Source organism: Pantoea sp. SO10, assembly GCF_005281435.1.
Taxonomy (GTDB): domain Bacteria; phylum Pseudomonadota; class Gammaproteobacteria; order Enterobacterales; family Enterobacteriaceae; genus Pantoea; species Pantoea leporis.
Genome location: NZ_CP040095.1, coordinates 1,339,931 through 1,362,720, shown reverse-complemented (window position 1 = coordinate 1,362,720; position 22,790 = coordinate 1,339,931). Strand labels below are relative to the sequence as shown.

Below are 22,790 nucleotides of genomic sequence, written 5' to 3'. Positions count from 1 at the left end.
TTCTCCTCAGGCGCGTGGGCCAGCGTAATCGTCGGTCCAGCGCTGCTGGTCCTGCATCAGGGTTTGCAGACGTGCCAGCTGCTCACGTACGCGTGCCGGTGCGGTACCGCCGTAGCCGCTTCGGGCCGCCAGCGCGGCTTCCAGCGTCAGCGCACTGCGCACCTCCGGCGTTAAGCGGACATCCACCGCCTGCAGTTGCGCATCGCTGAGATCCGACAGACCGCAGTTTTCGCGCTCGCACAGCTGCACCAGCTGGCCAGTGATCTCATGCGCTTCGCGGAACGGCACGCCGCGCATCGCCAGCCAGTCAGCCACTTCGGTTGCCAGCGTGAAGCCATCCGGTGCCTGCTCGCGCATCACGTCGGTGTTAAATTTCAGCGTCGCCATCATGCCTGCCATCGCCGGTAGCACCAGCAGCAGCGTATCCACCGCATCAATCACATTGCGTTTGTCGTCGCTGAGATCGCGGTTGTAGGAGAGCGGCATCGCTTTCATGGTGGTGAGCAGCGCCATCAGATTGCCGACCAGGCGGCCAGCGCGGCCGCGCGTCAGTTCGGCGATGTCCGGGTTTTTCTTCTGCGGCATGATGGAGCTGCCGGTGGCGTAGCTGTCATGCAGCTCGACCCAGCGGAACTGGCGCGATGCCCACATGCACACTTCTTCGCACAGGCGTGACAGGTTGATGCCGATCATGCTGGTGACAAACAGGAATTCAGCGGCATAGTCGCGGCTGGCAACGGCATCAATGGAGTTTTCACACGGCGCGAGATAGGAAAGATCGGCGGCGGCCTGCTCCGGCTGGCGCGCAATGGCGGAACCGGCCATCGCCGCGGCACCGAGCGGACAGCGTGCGCTGCGGCGATCCCAATCCTGCATACGTTCAATATCGCGGGCAAAGGATTGCGCGTGAGCCAGTAGTTGATGACCAAAAACAATCGGCTGCGCCTGCTGCAGATGCGTGAAACCGGGCGCGACGCTTTCGGTGTGCTGTGCCGCCTGCTCGACCAGCGCCTGCTGCAAGGCCAGCAACGCGCTCACCACCTTGCGACCGTTGTCGCGCAGGTAAAGACGCAGGTCGTTAACGGTTTGATCGTTACGCGAACGCCCGGCGCGCAGCTTGCCGCCCAGCGGACCTAAACGCTCGGTCAGCGCGCGTTCGATAAAGGTGTGCACATCTTCGTCGGCGGCAATCGGATGCAGCTGACCGGCGCGATAATCGGCGTCTAACGCGTCAATGGCCGCCAGCATGGTGCTGAGCTCTTCGCCGCTCAGCAACTCGCCGCGCGCCAGTTCACGGGCATGCGCCCGGCAGCCCGCCAGATCGTAAGGTGCCAATGCAAAGTAATAATCCGGGCTACGAGACAGCGCGGTTAAACTCGCCGCCGGTGCCGCTTTAAAACGCGCGCCCCATAACAGTTCGGCATTATCAGACATGCTATTTCCCCTTACAGATAATCATCAGCGATATGAAAAAGATATGGATGAGCCAGTTGAAATAATAAAAACTTATTTTATGGCCACACTGGTAAATAGGGCCTATTTCAGGTTCACTGTACTTTCACCGCAATTATTCCGGAGTTGAATAGCAAAAATGGAAAGTAAAGTTTCCCAGTCCGGAAACAATGCAAATAATCGCAGCGATAATGCGGTTCTGGCACTGAGTAATATCGATTTAAAATTACTGCGGGTATTTAAATGCGTGGTAGAAGCGGGCGGATTAACCGCTGCCAGCCACGAATTGAATATTGGTCTGGCGGCGATCAGTAAACAGGTTTCCGATCTGGAAATTCGTCTCGGCATGACGTTATGCAGCCGCGGACGCGAAGGTTTTGAGCTGACGCAGTACGGCATCAACGTCTATCAGGCCACGCTGGAGCTGTTCGTCTCGCTGAATCTGTTTCGCGAGCGGCTGCACAACAGCCGCAACGAACTGCTGGGCGACATTGCCATTTGCGTGGTGGATAACACCATCTCCGATCCGCAATCTCCGGTCACCGCAGCGGTGCAACAGCTGCACCAGAAAGCGCCAAAGGTACAAATTCGACTGCAAACCGCGCAATTAGATGATATTGAGCGCGGCATCAGTGAAGGCCGTTTTCATTGTGGTATTGCACCGGTTTATGAAATGAAAAGTGATTTTGATTACTTCCCGCTTTATAAGGAATATTCAAAATTATATTGCTCTATGTCACATCCTTTATATTCTGGATCGTGCGATAAAAATATATCGCCGGACATATTACGTGAGCAGAAAATTATTAATCATTTATATGTGACGCCGCGCGACGATCGTCGCATCATTCCCTTACAGGACAGCGGCGTGCAGGCGGTTCAGGTTGAATCTGTCGCCATGCTGATTTTAACCGGCCATTTTATTGGTTATTTACCGGAACATTATGCCGCCGCGTTTATTGCGCGTGGGCAGCTGTGTGAGTTGGGTGATGATTCGACTCGCCGTGAAAACCCGTTTTGTTTGATGATGAAGAAGGGCCGCAAAATAAACCCGATTATCCGGCTGTTTATGCAGGCGCTGGGGATTGGCGAGGCGGAAGGACCGCACTGAGTTGGTGCGTTTGGAGATTGTGCTCGCTGTGCCTGGGTTTTGTGCTCGCTGTCCCCCATCCCGGCCTTCCCCCGCAAGCGGGGGAAGGAGACGCTGCCACATGTAGCTTCAGAACTAACATATGGCAGCATCTTCCTCCCCCATTCATGGGGGAGGACCGAGGAGGGGGACAGCGAGCACAGGCACAATCACAATCACAATCACCCCAACACCTTATACATCACCGTAGTCGCATCCAGCACACCTTCGGTTGACTCGGCATACAGCGGAATCGACCCAGCAATCTGCCAATCCATCGACAAATACAATGTGGTTGCCACGTCGCCGCTGCGCGTATCCAGCACCAGCAGGGTTTTCCCCTGCTGTGCCGCCAGCTGTTCCGCCTGCTGCATCAGGCGGCGCGCGATGCCCTGACGTCTGGCGCGGGGATGCACCAGCAGCTTACTGATCTCCGCCCGATGGCGACCGTTCGGCATTGCGCTGAATCCCACCATCACCGTCGCCACAATCACGCCCTGCTGATACGCCACCAGCAGCTGATTATCGCCGCTCGCCAGGCTGTAAATTTTGTCCTGCCAGAAGCGCTCAATGGCCGCGCGATCGCCCGCATCAATAAAGCCCACGCTGGCGCCATCGGCGACGCAGCCCTGCAGCACATCACACAATGCCGCCAGCAGCGGCTGCGCCTGGGTGGCGCTGAGAGGTTCGATGTCAATCATGGTTTGCATACCACCAAAATGTAGCGCGCGCCGCCTTCGGCATGGGCGGCAAACCCGGATTTGCCAGTGAGATGAAAGCGCAGACAGTCGCCTGCCTGCAGCGTCCAGTGCTGATCGTCCATGCTGATGGTCAGCTCGCCCGATTGCAGCCAGATGTGCTGCTCCAGTCCCTGAATCGGCGGCGCATCGTAATCAATGCGCGCGCCAGGACGCAGCACACCTTCCACCACTTCCGCTTTAAAGTGGCTGGCGGGCGGTGATACGTTGCGGCGCTGGAAGCCGCTGGCGTCATCGCGCCATACCGGCTGTTGCGCCGCATTCAGCAGCAGCGCGGCCTCCTCTTCCACCTCGCTCAGCAGGCGCGACATGGTCAAGCCGTAGGCCACGCAAAGGCGGTTAAGCAAAGCGGCTGTGGGGCTCGTTTCGGCGCGTTCAATGCGCGACAACGACGCCCGACTGATGCCGGTCGCCATCGCCAATTCATCTAATGACCAACCGCGTTGTACGCGTAATTCAGCCAGTCGCGCCGCCAGTCGATCGTCGGTATCCGAAGCAGACATCTTCACCTCTCACATACGGGAAATAAATCTCAAATATGAGATATGACCTTAAATAAATAAAGCGGTCAAGTTGTACAATTAAAAAATCATTGTACAACCCAGTCGTGGGGGTTAAGGTGTTGTTATGCAGGTCAGAATTTTTGAGGACTTTATGGCCTTATACAGTATCGGGGATGTGGCCGAACGCTGTGGAATCAACCCGGTAACGCTTCGCGCTTGGCAGCGACGTTACGGTCTGTTAAAACCCCAGCGTACCGAAGGTGGTCATCGGCAGTTTGATGATGAAGATGTTCAGCGTATCGAAGAGATAAAACGCTGGATTGAGAGTGGCGTGCCCGTTGGCAAAGTGAAAGCGTTGCTGGAAGGCGCCACGGTCAATGTGGATGACGGTTGGTCGGCGCTGCAGGAAGAGTTGATGAGCGTACTGCGCCACGTTCGCCCGGCGAAGTTGCGCGTTAAAATTGCCAATATTGGCCGGGAACATCCGGTGGATGCGTTAATCGATCACGTGTTCGTGCCGGTTCGCCAGCGTCTTGGTTTAGATCAGAACACCGCGCGCACCATGTGCAGTCTGCTTGATGGCGCGCTGATTGATTATGTGGCGTTTTGTCTGGCCTGTGGACGTAAAAAAGCCGGTAAAGATGCCTTGATGCTGGGTTGGGCGGTGGAAGATCGTACCCGCATCTGGCTGGAAGCCTGGCGTTTGTCGCAGCAAGGCTGGCGCATGGATGTGTTGGCGGAGCCGCTGGACATGCCGCGCCCTGAGTTATTCCCCGGACAAAACCTGTTTATCTGGACCGGCAAAAAGCCGACGCGTCGTCAGGTCGAGCAGTTTGAACACTGGCAGGCGCAGGGTTTTGCCATTCACCTGCACGATCCCGCATAAGTAAAATCGCACACACGGCCTTTGCCTGGCGTGGTGTGCGCGTTATCATGCCGCCCTAAATTTCTTTTCTCAGGTCTCCTCATGAACTGGAATAAACTCCTTATCGGTTCCCTGTTTGCCATCATGGCGCTTGGCGGCATGGGCGGCATGATGCTGGTCGGCTACAGCCTCATTGTGCATGCCCACTAAGTTTGCGCTGCACGCGCTCTAACAGGCGATCGCAAATCAACGCCAGCAGCGCCACCAGCAGCGCGCCCTGAATCACATAGGCGGTGTTAAAGCCGCTAAGACCGATTATCACCGGCGATCCCAGACTCTCCGCGCCCACCGTAGAGGCGATTGTTGCCGTGCCGATGTTGATCATCACCGAGGTTCGCACGCCCGCCATGATCACCGGTGCCGCCAGCGCCAGCTCAATCTGCCACAAGCGTCGCCACGGCCCCATGCCGAGGCCGACCGCGATTTCACGATTGCTGGCCGGTACGCTATCTAAACCTGCCAGCGTGCCCTGCAAAATCGGCAGCAAGCCGTAGAGAAACAGCGCCATCACCGCGGGCGTGGCACCAAACCCCATCACCGGCACCGCAATCGCTAACACCGCAACCGGCGGAAAGGTTTGCCCGGCCGCCGCCACGGTTTCCAGCAGCGGACGAAAGGCGCGCCCGGCGTGACGCGTAGCAAACACCGCACAGCCAACGCCGACCAGCAACGCCAGCAGGCTGCCGCTGACCACTAACGCCAGATGCGCCAGCGCCAGCCGCCAGAAACTCTCCTGCTGATAGAGCGGACGCTCCAGCTGTGGAAACCAGTGAGCAAACAGCGGACCGCTGTGCGGCAAGCCCCACAGCAGCAGCAGAAAGGCCGCCAGCAGCCAATAGAGCGGATCGCGTAACAGCCGCATCAGCTCGCCTCCTGCTGGCGCAGCAGATCGCTGAAGTGCAGCACGCCCAGCGGCTGTTGCTGCTGATCGATCACCGGCAATTTGTCGGTGCGGCGCGCAATAAATTGCGACAGCGCTTCACGCAGCGTCAGCGATTCGGCAATCGGTTCGGCGTCCAGCCATTCACCGCGTCGCGCCGCGCTGCCCGCACGTCCCAGCGCCAGCAAACGCACGCCGAGCTCGCTGCGACCAAAGAACTCGCGGGCAAAGTCGTTCACCGGCTGCGTCAGCAGATCGATTGGCCTGCCCTGCTGCACGATTTCGCCGCCGTCCATCAGCACCAGCTGATCGGCCAGCGTCAGCGCTTCATCAATGTCGTGCGTCACCAGCACCACGGTGCGACCGGACATTTTCTGAATGCGCAGCATCTCGTGTTGCAGCGCCAGACGGTTGACCGGATCGAGCGCACCGAAAGGTTCATCCATCAGCAGCAACTCGGGATCGGCCGCCAGCGCACGCGCCACGCCGACGCGCTGCTGCTGTCCGCCCGACAGCTGATGCGGCATGCGTGTCGCCAGATGGCTGTCGAGATTGAGCAGCGCCAGCAGCTCCTCGACGCGTTGTTTGATCTTCGCCTGCGGCCAGCCGAGCAGCGAGGGCACGGTGCCGATGTTCTTCGCCACGTTCCAGTGCGGAAACAGGCCAATCGACTGAATGGCATAACCGATGCGGCGGCGCAACGCGCGCGCATCCATGGTTTCGATGGCTTCGCCAGCAAAACGGATTTCGCCGCTGTCGTGCTCCACCAGCCGGTTGATCATCTTCAGCGTGGTCGACTTGCCCGAACCTGAGGTGCCAATCAGCACGGTAAAACTGCCCTTCTCAATCTTCAGCGACAGGTTACGTATCGCCTCTTTGCCAGCGAACACTTTGCTCACCTGGTGAAATTCAATCATGACGTCTCTCCAGCAGTGCCGACAGTAAACGCAGCAGCGCATCAAAAATCACCGCCAGCGCCACCACCGGAATCACGCCCAGCAGCACCAGATCCAGCGCGCTGCTCAGCAATCCCTGAAAAACAATGGCGCCGAATCCGCCCGCCCCAATCAGCGCCGCGACCACCGCCAGGCCCACGGTTTGCACCACCACCACGCGCAGCCCGGAGAGCCACACCGGCAGCGCCAGCGGCAGTTCGGCGTGCCAGAACTGTTGCCACGCGCTCATGCCCATGCCGCGCGCGGTTTCACGCACTTCCTGCGGCACCTGCTGCAAACCGGCCACCACGCTGCGCACCAGCGGCAGCAGCGCGTAGAGCACCAGCGCAATCAAGGCCGGTGCAATACCGATGCCGCTGATGCCCCAACGGGCCAGCAGCGGAAAATGCGCCACCAATCCCGCCAGCGGCGCAATCAGTAAACCGAACAGCGCCACCGACGGCACCGTTTGAATCAGGTTAAGCACGCTAAATGCGGCATTCTGCCAGCGCGGACGTCGCGCAATCGCCAGCCCGAGCGGCAATCCGATGATTACCGTCGGCAGCAGCGTGCCGCCCAGCAGCCACAAATGCTGCGTGAAGGCCGCATCAAACACCGCCGTGCGGTTGGCGTACTCTTTCAAAAGCGAGAGACGATCAAGATGACCGCTGAGTAACAGCGCCAGCGGCAGCAGCCAGATTTGCAGGTTGAGCACAATGCGCCACGGGGTACTGCGGGTGATTTGCCGGACCGCTTCCGCCGCCAGCAGCAGCGCCAGCGCCGCCGCACACCACAAGCCGCTGCCAAACGCGGTGCGCGCCAGCGGGCTCCCGCTGTTCGCCAGTTGTGTGGCCTGTTGTCCGGCCAGCCAGATGAGTAAGGCCAGCAGCACTTCCGCCGCCAGCAGCACCGATATCGCGTGAATGCGGCGCGGCGGCCACCACAAGCTCTGCCACAGCCACAGCAACGGGATGAACAGCAGTATGCTGTTGGTCACCTGCCATAACGTCAGCGGCTGGCCAGAGACCAGCCGATTGGCGGCAAAGCTCAATAGCGGCAAGGCAAACAGCGCCAGCGTGATAAGCGCGATTAACACCAGCAGCACCGGCTGCTGGCGCGGTCGGAATAACAACGACGACACTGCTTACAGCAACTTATTGGTCTGTAGCCACTGTTTCGCGACCTGGCTGGCATCCTGACCATCCACCGCGATCTGCGCATTCAGCTGCTGCAGGGTTTTCTCATCCAGCTTGCTGAAGACCGGCTGCAGCCAGTTGCCGATGTCCGGATATTGCTTGAGCACGCTTTCGCGGATCACCGGCGCAGGGGCATAAATCGGCTGCACGCCTTTCGGATCGCTCAGCGTTTGCAGGCCCAGCGCCGCTACCGGACCGTCGGTGCCGTAGGCCATCGCCGCGTTCACGCCAGAGGTTTGCTGCGCCGCCGCTTTGATGGTCACGGCGGTGTCGCCACCGGCCAGCGACAGCAGCTGCGCCTGCTCCAGTTTGAAGTTGTAGGCTTTTTCAAACGCCGGTAACGCATCGCTGCGTTCGATAAATTCCGCCGAGGCAGCCAGTTTGAAAGTGCCGCCTTTTTTCAGGTAAGCGCTGAGATCGTCCAGCGTGTTGAGGTTGTTCTTCTGCGCCACGTCGCCGCGCACCGCAATCGTCCAGGTATTGTTAGCTGGCGCGGGCGTCAGCCACACCAGATGATTTTTCTCGGCGTCGAGTTTTTTCACCTTCTCGTAGCCCTGCTGAGCGTTCTTCCACGCCGTGTCTTTTTCATCGTTGAAGAAAAATGCGCCGTTGCCGGTGTATTCCGGGTAGATATCCAGCTCACCGGCGGTGATCGCGCCGCGCACCACTTGCGTGGTACCGAGCTGGATTTTATTGACGGTTTTTACCCCATGTTTGTCCAGCACCTGCAGAATAATGTTGCCGAGTAGCGAGCCTTCGGTATCAATTTTGGAACCGACTTTCACCGGATCCGCCGCCTGCGCTGCACCCATGCTCATTGCCAATGCCATCATTCCCAATAAACCCTGCTTTATCATCCCGCTTCCCTCATTTGTTTTCATTGTGTGACTATCAAGCGTAGCCTGGCGAAAGGGTATAGGCGCGGTCAAGCGGCTTACTTCGTGCTTTTTTTGCTATCAATTGCCTATCGGTTATAACCAAAACGCAGCACATATAACCAATTGGAATTTTCGATGTTAAGACGGCGGCTTATGCTCACAGTCCCACTCATTACAATAAATTACAAAACATCATGACCGACTTAGCTTCTCCGGCGCACGTCGCGCAGGCAGGGAATGTCCCCATCGGTGAGACCAAATGGATCCGCAGCGCGGCCGATGTCTCCGGGCTGGTGAACAACAGCAACGAATCGCGCAGCAACGCGCGCATCGTGATCGCCATTGCGCTGGGCGGCGTGTTCCTTGACGCCTACGATCTCGGCGCATTGGCGTTTGGCATCAAAGACGTGACGCGCGAGTTCCAGCTGACGCCCGCAGGCACCGGCATGGTGGCATCGGCGATTACCTTTGGTGCGATTGTTGGGGCGCTGATTGGCGGCTACCTCACCGACAAAATCGGCCGCTATCGCGTGTTTATGGCCGACATGTTTTTCTTCGTGGTGGCAGCGTTAGCCTGTGCGTTCGCGCCAAACGAATATGTGCTGGCCGGCGCGCGCTTTGTGATGGGCCTCGGCGTCGGGATCGACTTACCGGTGGCGATGGCGTTTCTCGCCGAGTTTTCGAAGCTGCGCGGGCAAGGCAATAAGGCCGCCAGCGTGGCGATGTGGTGTCCGACATGGTACGCGGCGATCAGTATTTCCTACCTGCTGGTCCTGCTGCTGTATGCGGTGTTGCCCGAAAGCCACACCGATTGGCTGTGGCGTTTGATTCTGGGTTTTGGTGCGGTGCCTGCGCTGCTGATCATCGCTATTCGCAGCCGTTACATGAGTGAGTCGCCGATTTGGGCAGCCAATCAGGGCAACCTCACAGGCGCGGCGGAGATTCTGCGCAACTCTTACAACATCAATGCGCAGGTGGCGGATGACGCCGATCTGACGCCGCAGAAAGCGGTACGTAAAGCCAGCTGGCGTAACTACGGCGCGCTACTGCAGGGCGTCTATCGTCGCCGTACCATTCTGGCAACCGTCACCTCCATCGCCTCGTCGTTTGCCTATAACGCGGTGGCGTTTGGTTTGCCGGTGATTATCTCCAGCTTCTTTGCGCAATCGATGCTGACCACCATTCTGGTATCGCTGGCGCTGAATCTGCTGTTTGCCTTTGTCGGCGGCTTGCTGGCGGTGCGGCTGGTGCCGCGTCTCGGCGCGTGGAAGATGTCGGTGGCCGGTTACGCTTGTCAGTGCGTGGCGCTGCTGGGACTGGCGTTGATTGGTCGTCCGGAAGGCGGCGAACAGGCGGCGGTGGCGATTGCCATGCTGGCGCTGTTCCTGTTTGGTCAGGGCTTTGGTCCCGGCTCGCACACCATGACATTTGCCTCGCTAAGCTATCCGGCTTCGCTGCGCGGCGTGGGCGTCGGCTTCAACCAGACGCTGATGCGCGGCAGTTCCACCGTGTCGCTGTTCGCCTTCCCGCTGCTGGTGGCGGCGTTTGGTACCGGCGTGTTCTGGGTGATTTTCCTTGCGCCGCTGATTGGCTTACTGGCGCTACTGGCGATTCGCTGGGAGCCGTCGGGTTACGACGTGGATGCGGAAGATTTTCAGTGATGGATTAACAGAGGTCGCCATAAATGGCGACCTTCGTCTTTAAGCCGTCAGGCGAAACTCGCCCAGCGTATTGGGAATGCGCGGGAAGGTATGCAAAAACCACGGCGTGAACTGCGCCGGATTCTCCTGCATCTCCTGCTGAATCTGCGCAATCGAGCGATAGCACCATGCATCCGCCTCTTCCGGGTTGAGGACCGGCTGCTCATCGCTGATGGCGAAGAACACGTGCCCATATTCATGCTCGGTCAAGCCATTACTCAGCGGCAGGTTGTAGCTCAGCTCAAACACCGGCGTTAACGCAACATTCATGCCCATCTCTTCACGCAAACGGCGCTCGGCGGCATCGCGCGTGGATTCCTGCGGATAGGGATGACTGCAGCAGGTGTTACTCCACAATCCACCACAGTGATATTTAGTGCTGGCACGGCGTTGCAGCAGCACTTCATGGCGCGAATTGAACACGTAAACCGTCACCGCGCGATGCAGCAATCCTTTTTCATGCACTTCCAGCTTTTCCATTTTGCCGATAGGGCGATCGAGGTGGTCAACGAGAATAACTTCAATGGCGGGCATGACAACTCCTTCGGAAAATTCGCAGCTATTGTACACAACCTCCAAAGGGTTGATGGAGGAAATAGCGCACATTCCGTGCGTTAACGTGGGCACATTAAAGCGTAGCAGCCTGCGGAGAATTCAGCATAAAAAAGCGGGGAATGGCGTTAATAGAGAAGATGTGTGCGGTGTGTGAGAAGGCCGCCATGCATGGCGACCAACTCCACAAAACTTACAGCTTAAAGCTTTGCACCACCTGCTCCAGCTGCACGCTTTGCTGCTGCATCGACTGCGCGGCGGCTGAAACCTGCTCGACCAGCGCGGCGTTCTGCTGAGTGCTGCCGTCCAGCTGGGTAATCGCCACGTTAACCTGATCGATGCCCATGCTCTGCTCGCGGCTCGCTGACATGATTTCGCTCATCAGCGTAGTCACGCTGCTGACGCCCTGCATCAGCTCATCCATGGTTTGCCCGGCCTGCTCCACCAGTTGGCTGCCGGTATCAATATTCGCCACCGACTCCTCAATCAGCTTCTTAATTTCACGCGCCGAGTTAGCCGAGCGCTGTGCCAGGTTGCGCACTTCCGAGGCCACCACGGCAAAACCGCGCCCCTGTTCACCGGCGCGCGCCGCCTCTACCGCGGCGTTCAGCGCCAGGATGTTGGTCTGGAAGGCGATGCTGTCGATGACGCTGATGATATCAACCACTTTGCGCGAAGAGTGATTAATCGCGCCCATGGTGGTGACCACCTGACGCACCACTTCGGTGCCGCGTGCCGCAACCTGCGACGCGCCATCCGCCAGCTGATTCGCATGCGTGGCGTTATCGGCGTTCTGACGCACCGTGCCGGTCAGCTCTTCCATTGATGCTGCCGTTTCAACAATCGAACTGGCCTGCGATTCGGTACGCGCCGAGAGATCGGCGTTGCCGCTGGCGATTTCACGCGAAGCCGCCGTAATCGCCAGCGCGCTATCGCCCACCTGACGCATCAGGCCTTGCAGATAGGCGATGAACTGGTTGAAGCTCTGCGCCACGGCGTTGAATTCCGGGCTGTTGCTGGCGGGCAGACGCTGCGTCAAATCGGCACCGCCGGTCGATAAGGCTTCAATGTTGCTGTTCAGCACCGCGAGGCGTTTCATCATGGCGCGCACAAAGCCCAGCAGCACCAACAGCAGGATCACCGCCAGCGGAATCTGCACCAGACCCAGACGCGTCAACATGCTGTGAGTTTGCGCATCCAGCAAGCTCGACGGCACATCGCTGGCGAGATACCACGGGCTACCGGCAATCGCCTGCACAAACAGCGTGTGTTCGCCATCTTCACCTGTAAAGGTGGTTTGCGCGGGCTTGCTGCCCGCCTGCGCCAGCAGACCTTTTAACGCGGACGCCATCGGCAGCTGGGTATCGGCGAGGTTTTCCAGCTTCGGCGCACCATCCACCAGCGCGGCGTTACCGACCACTTTGCCGTCGGCTTCAACGATCAGTACGCGGCCCTGAATCGCCTCACCCATCTGTTTTGCCAGCTGGTTGAAGAAGCCGAGCGTCACGTCAATGGTCGCTACGCCCCATACGGTGCCATCGCGATAGATCGCCATCGCGCAGTTGGTACGTGGCTGCGGGCTGGCAGCATCCTGATAGGCTTTCGCCCAGGCGCACTGGCCCTTCGGCGCGCTCAAACCATCTTTGTACCAGGATTGCTCCCAGTATTTGTCGGCGGCGTCCGAGTTCCAGTAAGTGTTGACCTGCAGCTGGTTACTGGCGTTGCGCGCAAAGAACGAACTGTCTTTCTCTTTGGCCGGATCGCGACGGTTCGGTAACGGCCAGATGCCACCGCCGAACACGTTGCTGTCCTGATATTGGTTAACTAAGGCGGGCAGCAAGGTATCAATGGCTGCGCTATCCATCACGCCTGCGGCTTCGGTAATGGCGCGCTGCTGTGCCTGGACGCGGTTCATCTGCTCGACGATGCGTCCGGCCAGGCCGTCCACTTCGTAACGTACCAGACGACTTTCATTTTCGGAGAGTTGCGGCGCGATAAACTGATTAATTACCAGCACGGTAACCAGCATCAGACCGGCAAAAAAGGCGACCAGCGTCGCGGTGAAACGGGATTGTGTTGTTTTGAACATTATGTGTGCCCTTACCCTGGTTGGCGAGTTGCCTGATCGAGGTTAACGGCGTGTTAATGGGGAACTTGAGGTGAGCACGATCACAAAGCAGTGAAATAGTTGATTTGGGTGATAATTTAAAATCGTAGGGTCGGCATCGATGCCGACCTGATTTACGGAGCGGGAGTTTCAACCACTTCCTGGCGCGGCCGGAACACATGATTATTGCCGTCCGCCAGCAAACGTTGCAGCAGCTGCTGCCCACCGCGATCGTCAGCCTGCGCAAACTGGCGTTCGGCTTCGGTAATTGGCGTGGACCACAGCAGATTCACGCGGTCGCCATCGCGTTTCGGCAGGCGGAATTGCGCCGCTTCGGGAGCGAGATCGTTGGCCAGCAGGAAGCTTTCAAAGCCAACCGGCGCCACTTCCGACGCCAGCGTATGCCCTTCGCCAATCCAGGTCAGGCGTGCCCACGGCAGATGGGCAAACTCAGCCAGCGCGCTCGCCATCTGCACCGCATTGGCTTCGGTCATCACTTCACCGTCCACCGCCATCGCCAGCTCGACGCGGCGATACTGCGGCGCCAGCTCGTCAAACAGGTGATCCACCTGCGGCATCGGACGGATCCCCATGCCAAGCGTCAGGAAATACCAAACGCCATTGTGCAAGTGCTGCGAAATCGCCATTGGCGGCCAGTTGCCTTGATCGATGGAGTAATATTTTACCGATTCGCCAAACTGCGCCTGATAACACTGCATCAGCTCGCGCTGCACCACATCCCACAAGTGTCCGTCGTGCCAGTCACGCCAGAAGTGACGCTGCTGTTCAGCGCGCGCGTAGTAATCGTTGGTGGAGGCCGATCCCAGCGGTGCGGTCAGGCGATTCTCTTTGATGCAGGCAGCAGAAAAACTCACCTGCTTATCCTGATACAGGCTCCAGCCGGGGATCACCGCCAGCAGTTGACCGTAATACCACAGCGCGGCGCCGTCGTCGCTGGGCTCCCACAGCACCTGTAAGCCGGCGGTATCGAGCATTGGCTCGGCTTCCAGCGTGCGGCAATACTCGGCACTGAGCAGCGGCGCGATGCCCTGCTCCATAGCTTCACGATCTTCCTGCGCGGGCGCAGGCAGCAGGTTACGCAGCCAGCAGCCGCGCACCGCGTATTGGCTGCGAAACAGGTCATTCGGCCAGATATAAAAATAGGCCGTACGCGCATCCTGCTCGACGATCGCGGTTAGTGTGTGTTGCTGATTCGGCACCTCAGCAATCAGAGGTTGGTGGGTCATAACGCCTCGATATTACCTGGAGGAATCCATTTTCCCCGAGAATAGAGCAGGATCGGCACTCGTGCCATGTGACACAAGGGTAAAACTCTCAAAGTGCCAGAAGGGAAAGATGAGTGCGGCTTATCAATTGCCGCTTAACACGCTGACAAGCTTCAGATTAATTTGCGATTCTTTTACAATTTCGCGTGATATGGTTTGCGCATTCACCTCTTTGGAGCTGCCATCATGGTGCTGCAAAACCTCGATCTGAACCTGCGTGACGTGGTTATTTTCGCGATGTTGGTGTGGCTGTTTATCCGTTATACATGGGTGATGACGTCGCTGACGCTGTTGCTGAGCGGCGTGGCGTTGCTGGTGTTATTACCGCTTGATATCTATTACAGCCTGCTGCCGCTGGCGCTGATTGGCCTCGGACTTGGCATGATGCTGCACCATTATCAGCAACGTCAGCAGGCACTAAAACGTGAAGCGCGCACACCGCGCACCTACACGCAGAAAGAGGATGAGCTGCATTTGTAACGCTTAGCGGCCCATGCGCTGCATGGCGCGGGTATAAGCGCCGCGCTGAATCGACCAGCGCAGCAGCCCGGCAATCACCGCCATTTCCCGATCCACACGCCACTGCGTCAGCGGCCCAACTGGCTGCTGAATCTGCTGTTGTGCCCAGTCAGGCAACAATCCCATTCCTGCTTTCAGCATCACGCGCATTGCCGGTCTCGCCTGCCAGCTGGGTGCAGGCGCGTTAATCAGCAATTGCATCACCTCCAGCGTGCGCGCATCACAGAGCAACTCGGGCCGCATCATCTGTAGATACGCCTCAACCGCCTGCACGCTTTTCGGCACCCGCTGTGCGCCAAGCGCCTCGGCAACTAATGCCGCTTCCTGATAGTAACGATCCTGATCGGCCAGGCTGAGCTGTGGATTTTTGTAGCGCAGATGCGCCGCCAGAAAACGGCTGGTTTCCGCAACGTGTACCCAGGTAAGCAGATGCGGATCGCTGGCGGCATACGGCTTGCCCGCGTTATCGACGCCGGTGACGCGCAGGTGAATCCGTTTGACGCGGTCGATAAGGATGTTGGCATCGGCGGTGTTACCGAAGGTGGTGACGGCGATAAACTGGCTGGTGCGCCGCAGGCGGCCCATCATGTCCTGCCGGAAATTGGAGTGATCCCACACGCCCGCCAGCGCCGCCGGGTGCAGCATCTGCAACATTAAGGCGCTGATACCGCCGCACAGCATCGAGGGGAAGTCGCCATGGACGCGCCAGATAACGTGGTCCGGGCCAAATAAGCCGGGATCGCCAGGCGGTTGCGAAATGTCGAATTCGTTGAGTGACAGGCCGTTGAGGCGGAAAACTTGCTGTTGGATGCGTTCGCGGATGTTCATGGGTTTGTGCTTGTGCGGTTGTTGCCCTCACCCCGGCCCTCTCCCGCACGCGGGAGAGGGAGAGGATCGAGCCGGGATTGAATACCGCACCCATCGGTTCCCTCTCCCGCGTGCGGGAGAGGGTTAGGGTGAGGGGCATCAGCGATTACAGATAATCAAACTGTGCATCCTGCGTGCGCACCGAATCCAGTCCAATCATCACGTTGATTTTGCCTGGCTCGGCAACCTGCTGCATCTTCTGGTTCCAGAATTTCAGCGCATCAACGTCGATCTTAAACTTCACGGTCTGCGATTCACCGGCTTTCAGCATGATGCGCTGGAAGCCGCGCAGCTCTTGCACCGGACGGCTAATGCTGGCGACCGGATCGTTGAGATAGAGCTGCACCACGGTTGCACCATCGCGTTTACCGCTATTGGTCACGGTCACTGACGCTTCCACCGAGCCGTTACGCGGCATAGTGCGTGACGACATCTTCACCGGCGACACCGTGAAGGTGGTGTAGCTCAGGCCGTAACCAAACGGATAAAGCGGACCGTTCACCGCATCGTAGTAGTGCGAGGTGTACTTGTTCGGCTTGGCGAAGTTGTAGGGACGACCGGTTGGCAAGTGGTTGTAATAAATCGGAATCTGGCCCACCGAACGCGGGAAGGAGACCGGCAGCTTGCCCGACGGGTTGTAATCGCCGAACAGCACATCGGCGATCGCGTTGCCGCCTTCAGTACCGCTAAACCAGGTTTCCAGCATCGCATCGGCTTGCTGATCTTCCTTCACCACCGTCAGCGGACGGCCGTTCATCAGCACGATCACCAGCGGTTTGCCGGTGGCCTTCAATGCGGCCAGCAGCTTCTGCTGACTTTCCGGGATCACCAAATCGCTGCGGCTGGAGGCTTCGTGCGCCATGCCCTGCGCTTCACCCACGGCAGCTACCACCACATCAGCTTTTTTCGCCTGCGCTACCGCTTCGTCAATCAGCTCCTGCGGTGAACGCTTGTCCACGCTGACCGCCTGCTCATACAGATTGAGGAAGTCCTGAATGCCTTTGTTGTCGGTGATGTTAGCGCCTTTGGCGTACAGCACCGTGCCTTTGCCCGCCATCGCATTGCGCACGCCTTGCAGCAGCGGAATCGACTGTTTCGCCACGCCGGCGGCCGACCAGCTGCCCATGATGTCGCGCTGGCTATCCGCTAGCGGACCCACCAACGCAATGGTGGCGTCTTTCTTCAGCGGCAGCGTTTCGCGCCAGTTTTTCAGCAGCACAATGCTTTTACGCGCCACGTCACGCGCTTCGGCGCGATGCAAACGGCTTTCCGCATTGGTGTCCTGCGGATCGCCCTCTTTCGGCCCTAAATGACTGTAAGGATCGTTAAACAAGCCCATGTCATATTTGACGTTCAGCACATGGCGCGCGGCATCGTCCACTTCCGCCATGCTCACCGCGCCGCTCTTCACCAGGCCCGGCAGATATTTGCTGTAGTACTCGTCGCTCATGCTCATGTCGATGCCTGATTTCATCGCAATGCGCACCGCATCCTGTGGATCGCTGGCCACGCCGTGTTTAATCAGCTCTTTAATCGCACCGTGATCGCTAATGGTGATGCCTTTGAACTTCCAGTCGCCGCGCAGGATGTCTTTCAGCAGCCAACTGTCTGCCGTAGCCGGTGTGCCATTCAATGAGTTAAGCGCCACCATCACGCCACCGCTGCCCGCATCCAATGAGGCTTTATACGGCGGCAGATAATCCTGGAACAGGCGCTGCGGGCTCATGTCGACGGTGTTGTAATCTCGTCCACCTTCCACTGCGCCGTAGGCCGCGAAGTGCTTCACGCTGGTCATGATCGAGTAGCGATCCGCCGCGCTTTTGCCCTGCATGGCTTTCACCATGCTGCTGCCCATTTGCGCGCTGAGGAAGGTGTCTTCACCAAAGCCTTCCGAGCCGCGTCCCCAACGGGGTTCGCGGGACACATCAACCATCGGCGCCCACGTCATGTTGAGGCCGTCATCCGCGGCTTCATAAGCAGAGACGCGTCCCACCTCGGCGATGGCATCCAGATCCCAGCTTGCCGCCAGGCCAAGTGGAATCGGGAAAATGGTGCGCTGACCGTGCACCACGTCATAGGCGAAGAACAGCGGAATTTTCAGGCGACTGAGCTGCATCACCTGATCCTGCATGGCGCGAATATCCTGACGCGTCACGGTGTTAAAAATTGCCCCGACCTGACCGTGCTGAATCATGTCGCGAATCGCCGATTTTGGCGTATCCGGTCCTACGCTGATCAAACGCATCTGCCCGATTTTTTCATCAAGGGTCATTTTGCTGAGCAGCTGATTCACAAAGGCGTCGCGCGCCTGTTCAGTCATCGGATGTGGGCCAAACAGATCGTCCGCGAAAGCGGGTTGCATGGCTAAGGAGACAGCGAGGCTAACAGAGTAAATCCATTTCATCAGGTCGGGTTCTCTTAAGTGACTGCGCAATATCGAAATAACCGGGGCAGTTTGCCACAAGATGAGGATAGCAGGTAGCCACCATGTCACACCGCGCTCCTGTCGCTGGCGCATGCTACAGTAAAAGCGCCATGTTAAAGACAAGGATAGGCCAATGAATAACAACACTTCGCACCCTACTCTGCTCGCCGAACTGCGTCGTCTGGTCGGATCGTCGAACCTGTTAACCGACGCGGAACAGACCGCGCGCTACCGTAAAGGTTTTCGCTCGGGCGAAGGCGAAGCGCTGGCGGTGATTTTCCCCGGTTCGCTGCTTGAGCTGTGGCGTGCGTTGCAGGCGCTGGTGAGCGCCGATGCGATCATTTTGATGCAGGCCGCCAACACCGGCCTGACCGAAGGTTCCACGCCAAACGGCAACGATTACGATCGTCCAGTGGTGATCATCAGCACCTTGCGTCTGGATAAGTTGCAGCTGATCGACAACGGCAAACAGATCCTCGCCTTCCCCGGCAGCACGCTTTATCAGCTGGAAAAAGCGCTTAAGCCGCTTGGCCGCGAGCCGCATTCGGTGATCGGTTCCTCCTGCATTGGCGCCTCGGTAATGGGCGGGATTTGCAATAACTCGGGCGGTTCGCTGATCAAACGCGGTCCGGCCTACAGCGAAATGGCGCTGTTTGCGCAGATTGATGCCAGCGGCAAACTCAAGCTGGTGAACCATCTCGGCATCGATCTCGGCCATTCGCCGGAAGAGATGTTGGGTCGGCTGGATGACGATCGCTGGCAGCAGAGCGATGTGCGCTGGGATGAACGCCACGCCTCGGATCATGAATACGCCGAACGCTTGCGCGATATCCATGCAGAGACGCCAGCGCGCTTCAACGCCGATGAGCGTCGCCTGTTTGAAGCCTCCGGCTGCGCCGGTAAGCTGGCGGTGTTTGCCGTGCGTCTGGATACCTTCCCCACCGAACCGCAGCAACAGGTGTTCTACATCGGCACCAATAATCCGGCGGAACTGGGCGATATTCGCCGCCATATACTGGCGGAATTTACCCATCTGCCGGTGGCGGGCGAATATATGCACCGCGACATTTTCGACATCGCCGAGGTGTACGGCAAAGATACCTTCGTGATGATTGATAAACTCGGCACCGACAAAATGCCGCTGTTTTTCACCCTGAAAGGCCGCGTGGATGCCTGGCTGGGCAAGCTGAGCTGGGTGAAACCGCATCTCACCGATCGTTTATTGCAGCGCGTCAGCAGCTGGCTACCGGCGCATCTGCCTAAACGCCTGAAGCAGTATCGCGACAAATATGAGCATCACCTGATGCTGAAGATGTCCGGCGACGGCGTCGCCGAAGCGCAGGCCTATCTGACCGAATATTTCCGCGAAGGCGGCGGCGCGTTCTTCGCCTGTGACGCCAAAGAGGGCGCGCACGCGTTCCTGCATCGCTTTGCCGCCGCCGGTGCTGCGGTGCGCTATCACGCGGTGCATGCCGATGAAGTGGAAGACATTCTGGCGCTGGATATCGCGCTGCGTCGTAATGATGAAGCGTGGTTTGAACGACTGCCGCCCGAGTTCGATAACGATCTGATCCACCGTCTCTACTACGGCCACTTCTTCTGCCACGTGTTCCATCAGGATTACATCGTGAAAAAAGGCGTGGATGCGCATGCGTTAAAAGAGAAGATGCTGGCGATTTTAGCCGCGCGCGGCGCCGAGTATCCGGCCGAGCATAACGTGGGCCATCTGTATCAGGCGAAACCGCAGCTGCAGGCGTTTTATCAGCAGCTCGATCCCACCAACAGTTTTAATCCAGGAATTGGGAAAACCAGTAAGCAGAAAGGTTGGGCGGTGAAAGTTTGAGACCGGGCGGCGGCGGTAAAGGTGCCCTTTTTAGCAGCACTCACTGAAGCTTCGGAGCAGGCCGGGGACGCTTTTGGGCCGGCAATCCGCAGCGCTGAACGAAACGAGGAAGCCAGGAGAGCCCGCAGGACGCGGGCGAAAGGCGGAGCCGGGGCAGGGACGTCCCGTCTCCGCCGGTCCGTCAGGCAAACGAGCGAAGTGAAGGTACCGCGCAAGCGGCGCGAGGACCGCCGGACCAAAAGTGGCCCCGGCCTGCGCACTCGTCGTCGGCTTAACTGACGAGCATTAGGCCATAAATGGCCACCCTACGCATTTATGGCAACGGATCGCTTTGCTGATCTTGTGCTGCGGCCACGGCGCGGCGCTCGATGATCATGGTCTGCGGCGTCGACAGCATAATGCCCTCTTTACGCAGACGCGTCAGAATATCGAACAGCAGATCGCTCTTGGCACCGGAAATCTGGCGTTGACCGGCAACGTTGCCGGTGACGCTCAACACGATACCCGCCGGCGTCAAATCTTTGAACGACACGGACGGCTCCGGCGTCTCCAGAATACGTTCGTTCTCCTGATACACCTCCAGCAGAATTTCACGCACCCGCACCGGATCGATATCCAGCGGGAACGTCAGCAAGATGGTGACCACGCCCTGCGCATTACCCATGGTGGCGTTACGCACGTTCTGCGAAATAAACTGCGAGTTCGGCACAATCACCGTCGATTTGTCGCCGAGCTGAATTTCGGTGGCGCGCACGTTAATACGACGGATATCCCCTTCAATACCGCTGATGCTCACCAGATCGCCCACTTTCACCGGACGCTCGGTCAACAGAATCAGGCCGGAAATAAAGTTCTTCACAATCTCCTGTAAGCCGAAACCGATACCGACCGACAAGGCGCTAACAATCCACGCCAGTTTGTTCCACTGCAGGCCCATAATCGACAGCGTCAGCAGGATAATCAGCACGTAACCGATATTGCTAAACAACGTCACCAGCGACACGCGCATGCCGACGTCCATGGTGGTTTTGGGCAGGAAATCTTTATCCAGCCAGCGACGCACCGAACGCAGCACGTAAATGCCCACCACCAGACAGAGAATCGCGTTGACCATGTGCGCCGGCACAATGTTCAGTGACTCCAGCCCTTTGCCGCCCCAGAACTCAATCACCTTCTGGATCAGCTCAATCGGCGTTGATGAGGCAAAGGTGCCGTTCAGCAGTGCCAGCGCCAGAATGGCAATCAGCACGGTTTTACCTAGCGCGCTGAGCAGCGTCGCCGCCTGTTGCAGGTAACGCTCATCAATATTCAGCGTGGTTTGCAGGCGCTTGCCGGTGGCATTGCTGGTGGAGAACAGGCTTTCGCAGCCGTCATTCACCAGATGGCTGAGGAAGTAGAACGAACCAAACAAAATGCCGCACCAAATCACTTCATAGCTAAGGAAGCGCGCCAGCGTGACGTAACCGATGATCAGTGAAATCAGGATGCCGAGCGCCGTCAGCATCAGCGCCAGCTGCACCAATCCCACCAACGTTGAACGCGCTTCAGGCTGCTGACCTTCCTGCACCATGCGGCGGCGTACGCGGTTGATGCGCATGCCGATCGCCAGTCCGGTGCTGCCAATCAGCAGCGCGGTCAAGCCGTTAGCAAAAATGGTGGTATTCAGGCTGGTGCCGACGCTGTAGTTGAAGGCTTCCACCGTCTGAAAAATAAACACCAGCGCCGCAGTGAACGGCGGGAACGGCTTCAGGGCTTGCGCGACTTCGTTGGAGATGGCCGGCAAACGCCAGCTTGGGCGACGTGTGGAGAGGAACGCGCGGCCTAAGCCGGCAATCAAGCCGCAATAGACGCTGAGCTGCACCAGCCGATCAACAAAATCCTGCACATCACCCGAGACTTCATCACGGCGGGTAAAGGCCAGCGCGATGAAGTTAAAGGTGATCACCACCGCGGCCAGCGTGGTGAGCGCGGTGGTGGCGGCGAGGAAGCTGCGACGTAAGCGCCCTTCCGGCATCTTATGAATGCTGACCCAGGCAAAGAACTCTTCGCTGTAGCGACGGCCCAGCGTCATCACCAGCATCGCGGCAAACAGCCAGGCAACGGTGCCGTAACGCCAGCCTGATTCCCACGACAGCGCGGCGGTGTCCTGCAATTCAGTAATGAACTCGCTGATCTTCTCGCCATCAAGATCCTGACTGCTAACCAGCGGCGCCCAGAAGCGCGGGCCAAGGATACTGCCAGAGTTCAGCGCCAGCTGGCTTTTCAGCTGGTCACGACGCAGGTTGACGATCTGCGATGACAGCACCAGCGCACCGTTTTTGATGCCATCGGCTTGTTTGATCTGATCGTCCAGCTTGGCTTTCTGGCTCTCCAGCGCCGCACGTTTGCGCGTCACTTCAGGCGTCTCTTTCACGCCGCTGTCGGCTTTCGGTGCCGGGCCAAGAACCGCCAATTGTGCATCCAATTGCTGGCCCTGCGGGATCAACGCCTGGCCGAGGGTTTCGGCATTACCGGAAAGCTCCAGCGCCATCTCATTAAGCTGGTTGAGCTGGCTTTCATTGGTATCGCCCGAGACCTGGCCTTTAATTTTGTCGAGAATTTTCTGCATTTTAGGCAGCTCGACCGAGGCATTCACCTTGGGTGCGGCGTCCTCTGCCTGATCGTTGGGCGGCGTATCTGCGGCCACGCTCAGCGTGGGAGCTAACAGCACAAGCAGCAGTAAAAACGGGGTAAACAGATGACGAAACTTGAACATATGAATGAGATTCCAGCGTAATAACAGCCGATAAACGCAAGTGCGATCGTGAATGGCGGCTAGTTTAAGACGTTGCCGAC

Annotated in this window: 18 protein-coding genes; 5 read left to right on the top strand and 13 right to left on the bottom strand. The window is 58.3% G+C overall.

Annotated elements, in window-relative coordinates; all coding sequences use genetic code 11:
- Nucleotides 1-6 precede the first annotated feature (6 nt).
- A complete protein-coding gene (argH, locus tag FCN45_RS06295; RefSeq protein ID WP_137385434.1) occupies nucleotides 7-1,434 on the bottom strand; it encodes an argininosuccinate lyase in 1,428 nt (475 codons plus the stop codon).
- A gap of 157 nt (nucleotides 1,435-1,591) precedes the next feature.
- Here argH and FCN45_RS06290 point away from each other — a divergent pair, with 157 nt between their 5' ends.
- The gene (locus tag FCN45_RS06290; RefSeq protein ID WP_137385433.1) at nucleotides 1,592-2,563 is read left to right on the top strand and encodes a LysR family transcriptional regulator; all 972 of its coding nucleotides are present in this window, start codon (nucleotides 1,592-1,594) and stop codon (nucleotides 2,561-2,563) included.
- Between the two features lie 200 nt (nucleotides 2,564-2,763).
- Here FCN45_RS06290 and FCN45_RS06285 read toward each other — a convergent pair whose 3' ends face one another.
- Nucleotides 2,764-3,282, bottom strand: coding sequence for a GNAT family N-acetyltransferase (locus FCN45_RS06285; RefSeq protein WP_137385432.1), 519 nt, complete (start codon nucleotides 3,280-3,282; stop codon nucleotides 2,764-2,766).
- A complete protein-coding gene (locus FCN45_RS06280) occupies nucleotides 3,279-3,842 on the bottom strand; it encodes a helix-turn-helix domain-containing protein (protein ID WP_137385431.1) in 564 nt (187 codons plus the stop codon). The genes FCN45_RS06285 and FCN45_RS06280 overlap by 4 nt, the downstream gene beginning before the upstream one ends.
- Before the next feature lie 151 nt (nucleotides 3,843-3,993).
- On the opposite strand from FCN45_RS06280, the gene FCN45_RS06275 reads away from it, so the two are divergent.
- Nucleotides 3,994-4,728 (top strand): MerR family transcriptional regulator, encoded by a 735-nt coding sequence (locus tag FCN45_RS06275; RefSeq protein ID WP_101763312.1) that lies wholly within the window; start codon nucleotides 3,994-3,996, stop codon nucleotides 4,726-4,728.
- 169 nt (nucleotides 4,729-4,897) lie between these two features.
- On the opposite strand, the gene FCN45_RS06270 is transcribed toward FCN45_RS06275, so the two are convergent.
- The 4 genes from FCN45_RS06270 to FCN45_RS06255 are packed head-to-tail and all read right to left on the bottom strand — an operon-like array spanning nucleotide 4,898 to nucleotide 8,635.
- Nucleotides 4,898-5,629 (bottom strand): ABC transporter permease, encoded by a 732-nt coding sequence (locus FCN45_RS06270; RefSeq protein ID WP_137385430.1) that lies wholly within the window; start codon nucleotides 5,627-5,629, stop codon nucleotides 4,898-4,900.
- Complete coding sequence (locus tag FCN45_RS06265; protein WP_137385429.1) at nucleotides 5,629-6,564, bottom strand: ABC transporter ATP-binding protein; 936 nt, start codon at nucleotides 6,562-6,564, stop codon at nucleotides 5,629-5,631. The genes FCN45_RS06270 and FCN45_RS06265 overlap by 1 nt, the downstream gene beginning before the upstream one ends.
- Nucleotides 6,557-7,723, bottom strand: a complete 1,167-nt coding sequence (locus FCN45_RS06260; RefSeq protein ID WP_101763147.1) for an ABC transporter permease — start codon at nucleotides 7,721-7,723, stop codon at nucleotides 6,557-6,559. The genes FCN45_RS06265 and FCN45_RS06260 overlap by 8 nt, the downstream gene beginning before the upstream one ends.
- 3 nt (nucleotides 7,724-7,726) lie before the next feature.
- Nucleotides 7,727-8,635: an ABC transporter substrate-binding protein gene (locus tag FCN45_RS06255; protein ID WP_101763148.1), complete on the bottom strand. Its 909-nt coding sequence runs from the start codon at nucleotides 8,633-8,635 to the stop codon at nucleotides 7,727-7,729.
- A 215-nt stretch (nucleotides 8,636-8,850) separates the two neighbouring features.
- On the opposite strand from FCN45_RS06255, the gene FCN45_RS06250 reads away from it, so the two are divergent.
- Complete coding sequence (locus FCN45_RS06250) at nucleotides 8,851-10,317, top strand: MFS transporter (RefSeq protein ID WP_137385428.1); 1,467 nt, start codon at nucleotides 8,851-8,853, stop codon at nucleotides 10,315-10,317.
- A gap of 39 nt (nucleotides 10,318-10,356) precedes the next feature.
- Here the strand turns inward: FCN45_RS06250 and idi are convergent, their stop codons facing one another.
- The 3 genes from idi to FCN45_RS06235 all read right to left on the bottom strand — a co-directional run bounded on the left by idi (nucleotide 10,357) and on the right by FCN45_RS06235 (nucleotide 14,262).
- Nucleotides 10,357-10,890: an isopentenyl-diphosphate Delta-isomerase gene (gene idi / locus FCN45_RS06245; protein WP_101763150.1), complete on the bottom strand. Its 534-nt coding sequence runs from the start codon at nucleotides 10,888-10,890 to the stop codon at nucleotides 10,357-10,359.
- 211 nt (nucleotides 10,891-11,101) lie between these two features.
- On the bottom strand, nucleotides 11,102-12,997 hold the full coding sequence (locus FCN45_RS06240) for a methyl-accepting chemotaxis protein (RefSeq protein WP_137385427.1): 1,896 nt from the start codon (nucleotides 12,995-12,997) through the stop codon (nucleotides 11,102-11,104).
- Between the two features lie 152 nt (nucleotides 12,998-13,149).
- Nucleotides 13,150-14,262 (bottom strand): suppressor of fused domain protein, encoded by a 1,113-nt coding sequence (locus FCN45_RS06235; RefSeq protein WP_137385426.1) that lies wholly within the window; start codon nucleotides 14,260-14,262, stop codon nucleotides 13,150-13,152.
- Between the two features lie 225 nt (nucleotides 14,263-14,487).
- On the opposite strand from FCN45_RS06235, the gene FCN45_RS06230 reads away from it, so the two are divergent.
- A complete protein-coding gene (locus tag FCN45_RS06230; protein WP_137385425.1) occupies nucleotides 14,488-14,781 on the top strand; it encodes a hypothetical protein in 294 nt (97 codons plus the stop codon).
- Between the two features lie 3 nt (nucleotides 14,782-14,784).
- On the opposite strand, the gene FCN45_RS06225 is transcribed toward FCN45_RS06230, so the two are convergent.
- Together FCN45_RS06225 and bglX are read right to left on the bottom strand one after the other, a co-directional pair.
- The gene (locus tag FCN45_RS06225; RefSeq protein WP_137385424.1) at nucleotides 14,785-15,648 is read right to left on the bottom strand and encodes an oxygenase MpaB family protein; all 864 of its coding nucleotides are present in this window, start codon (nucleotides 15,646-15,648) and stop codon (nucleotides 14,785-14,787) included.
- A 145-nt stretch (nucleotides 15,649-15,793) separates the two neighbouring features.
- Nucleotides 15,794-18,091 (bottom strand): beta-glucosidase BglX, encoded by a 2,298-nt coding sequence (bglX, locus tag FCN45_RS06220; RefSeq protein WP_137385423.1) that lies wholly within the window; start codon nucleotides 18,089-18,091, stop codon nucleotides 15,794-15,796.
- A gap of 154 nt (nucleotides 18,092-18,245) precedes the next feature.
- On the opposite strand from bglX, the gene dld reads away from it, so the two are divergent.
- Entirely contained in the window at nucleotides 18,246-19,955 is a 1,710-nt protein-coding gene (gene dld, locus FCN45_RS06215; RefSeq protein ID WP_137385422.1) for a D-lactate dehydrogenase, read from the top strand.
- Nucleotides 19,956-20,268: 313 nt separating this feature from the next.
- Here dld and FCN45_RS06205 read toward each other — a convergent pair whose 3' ends face one another.
- On the bottom strand, nucleotides 20,269-22,710 hold the full coding sequence (locus tag FCN45_RS06205; RefSeq protein WP_137385420.1) for a DUF3772 domain-containing protein: 2,442 nt from the start codon (nucleotides 22,708-22,710) through the stop codon (nucleotides 20,269-20,271).
- Nucleotides 22,711-22,790: the final 80 nt, after the last annotated feature.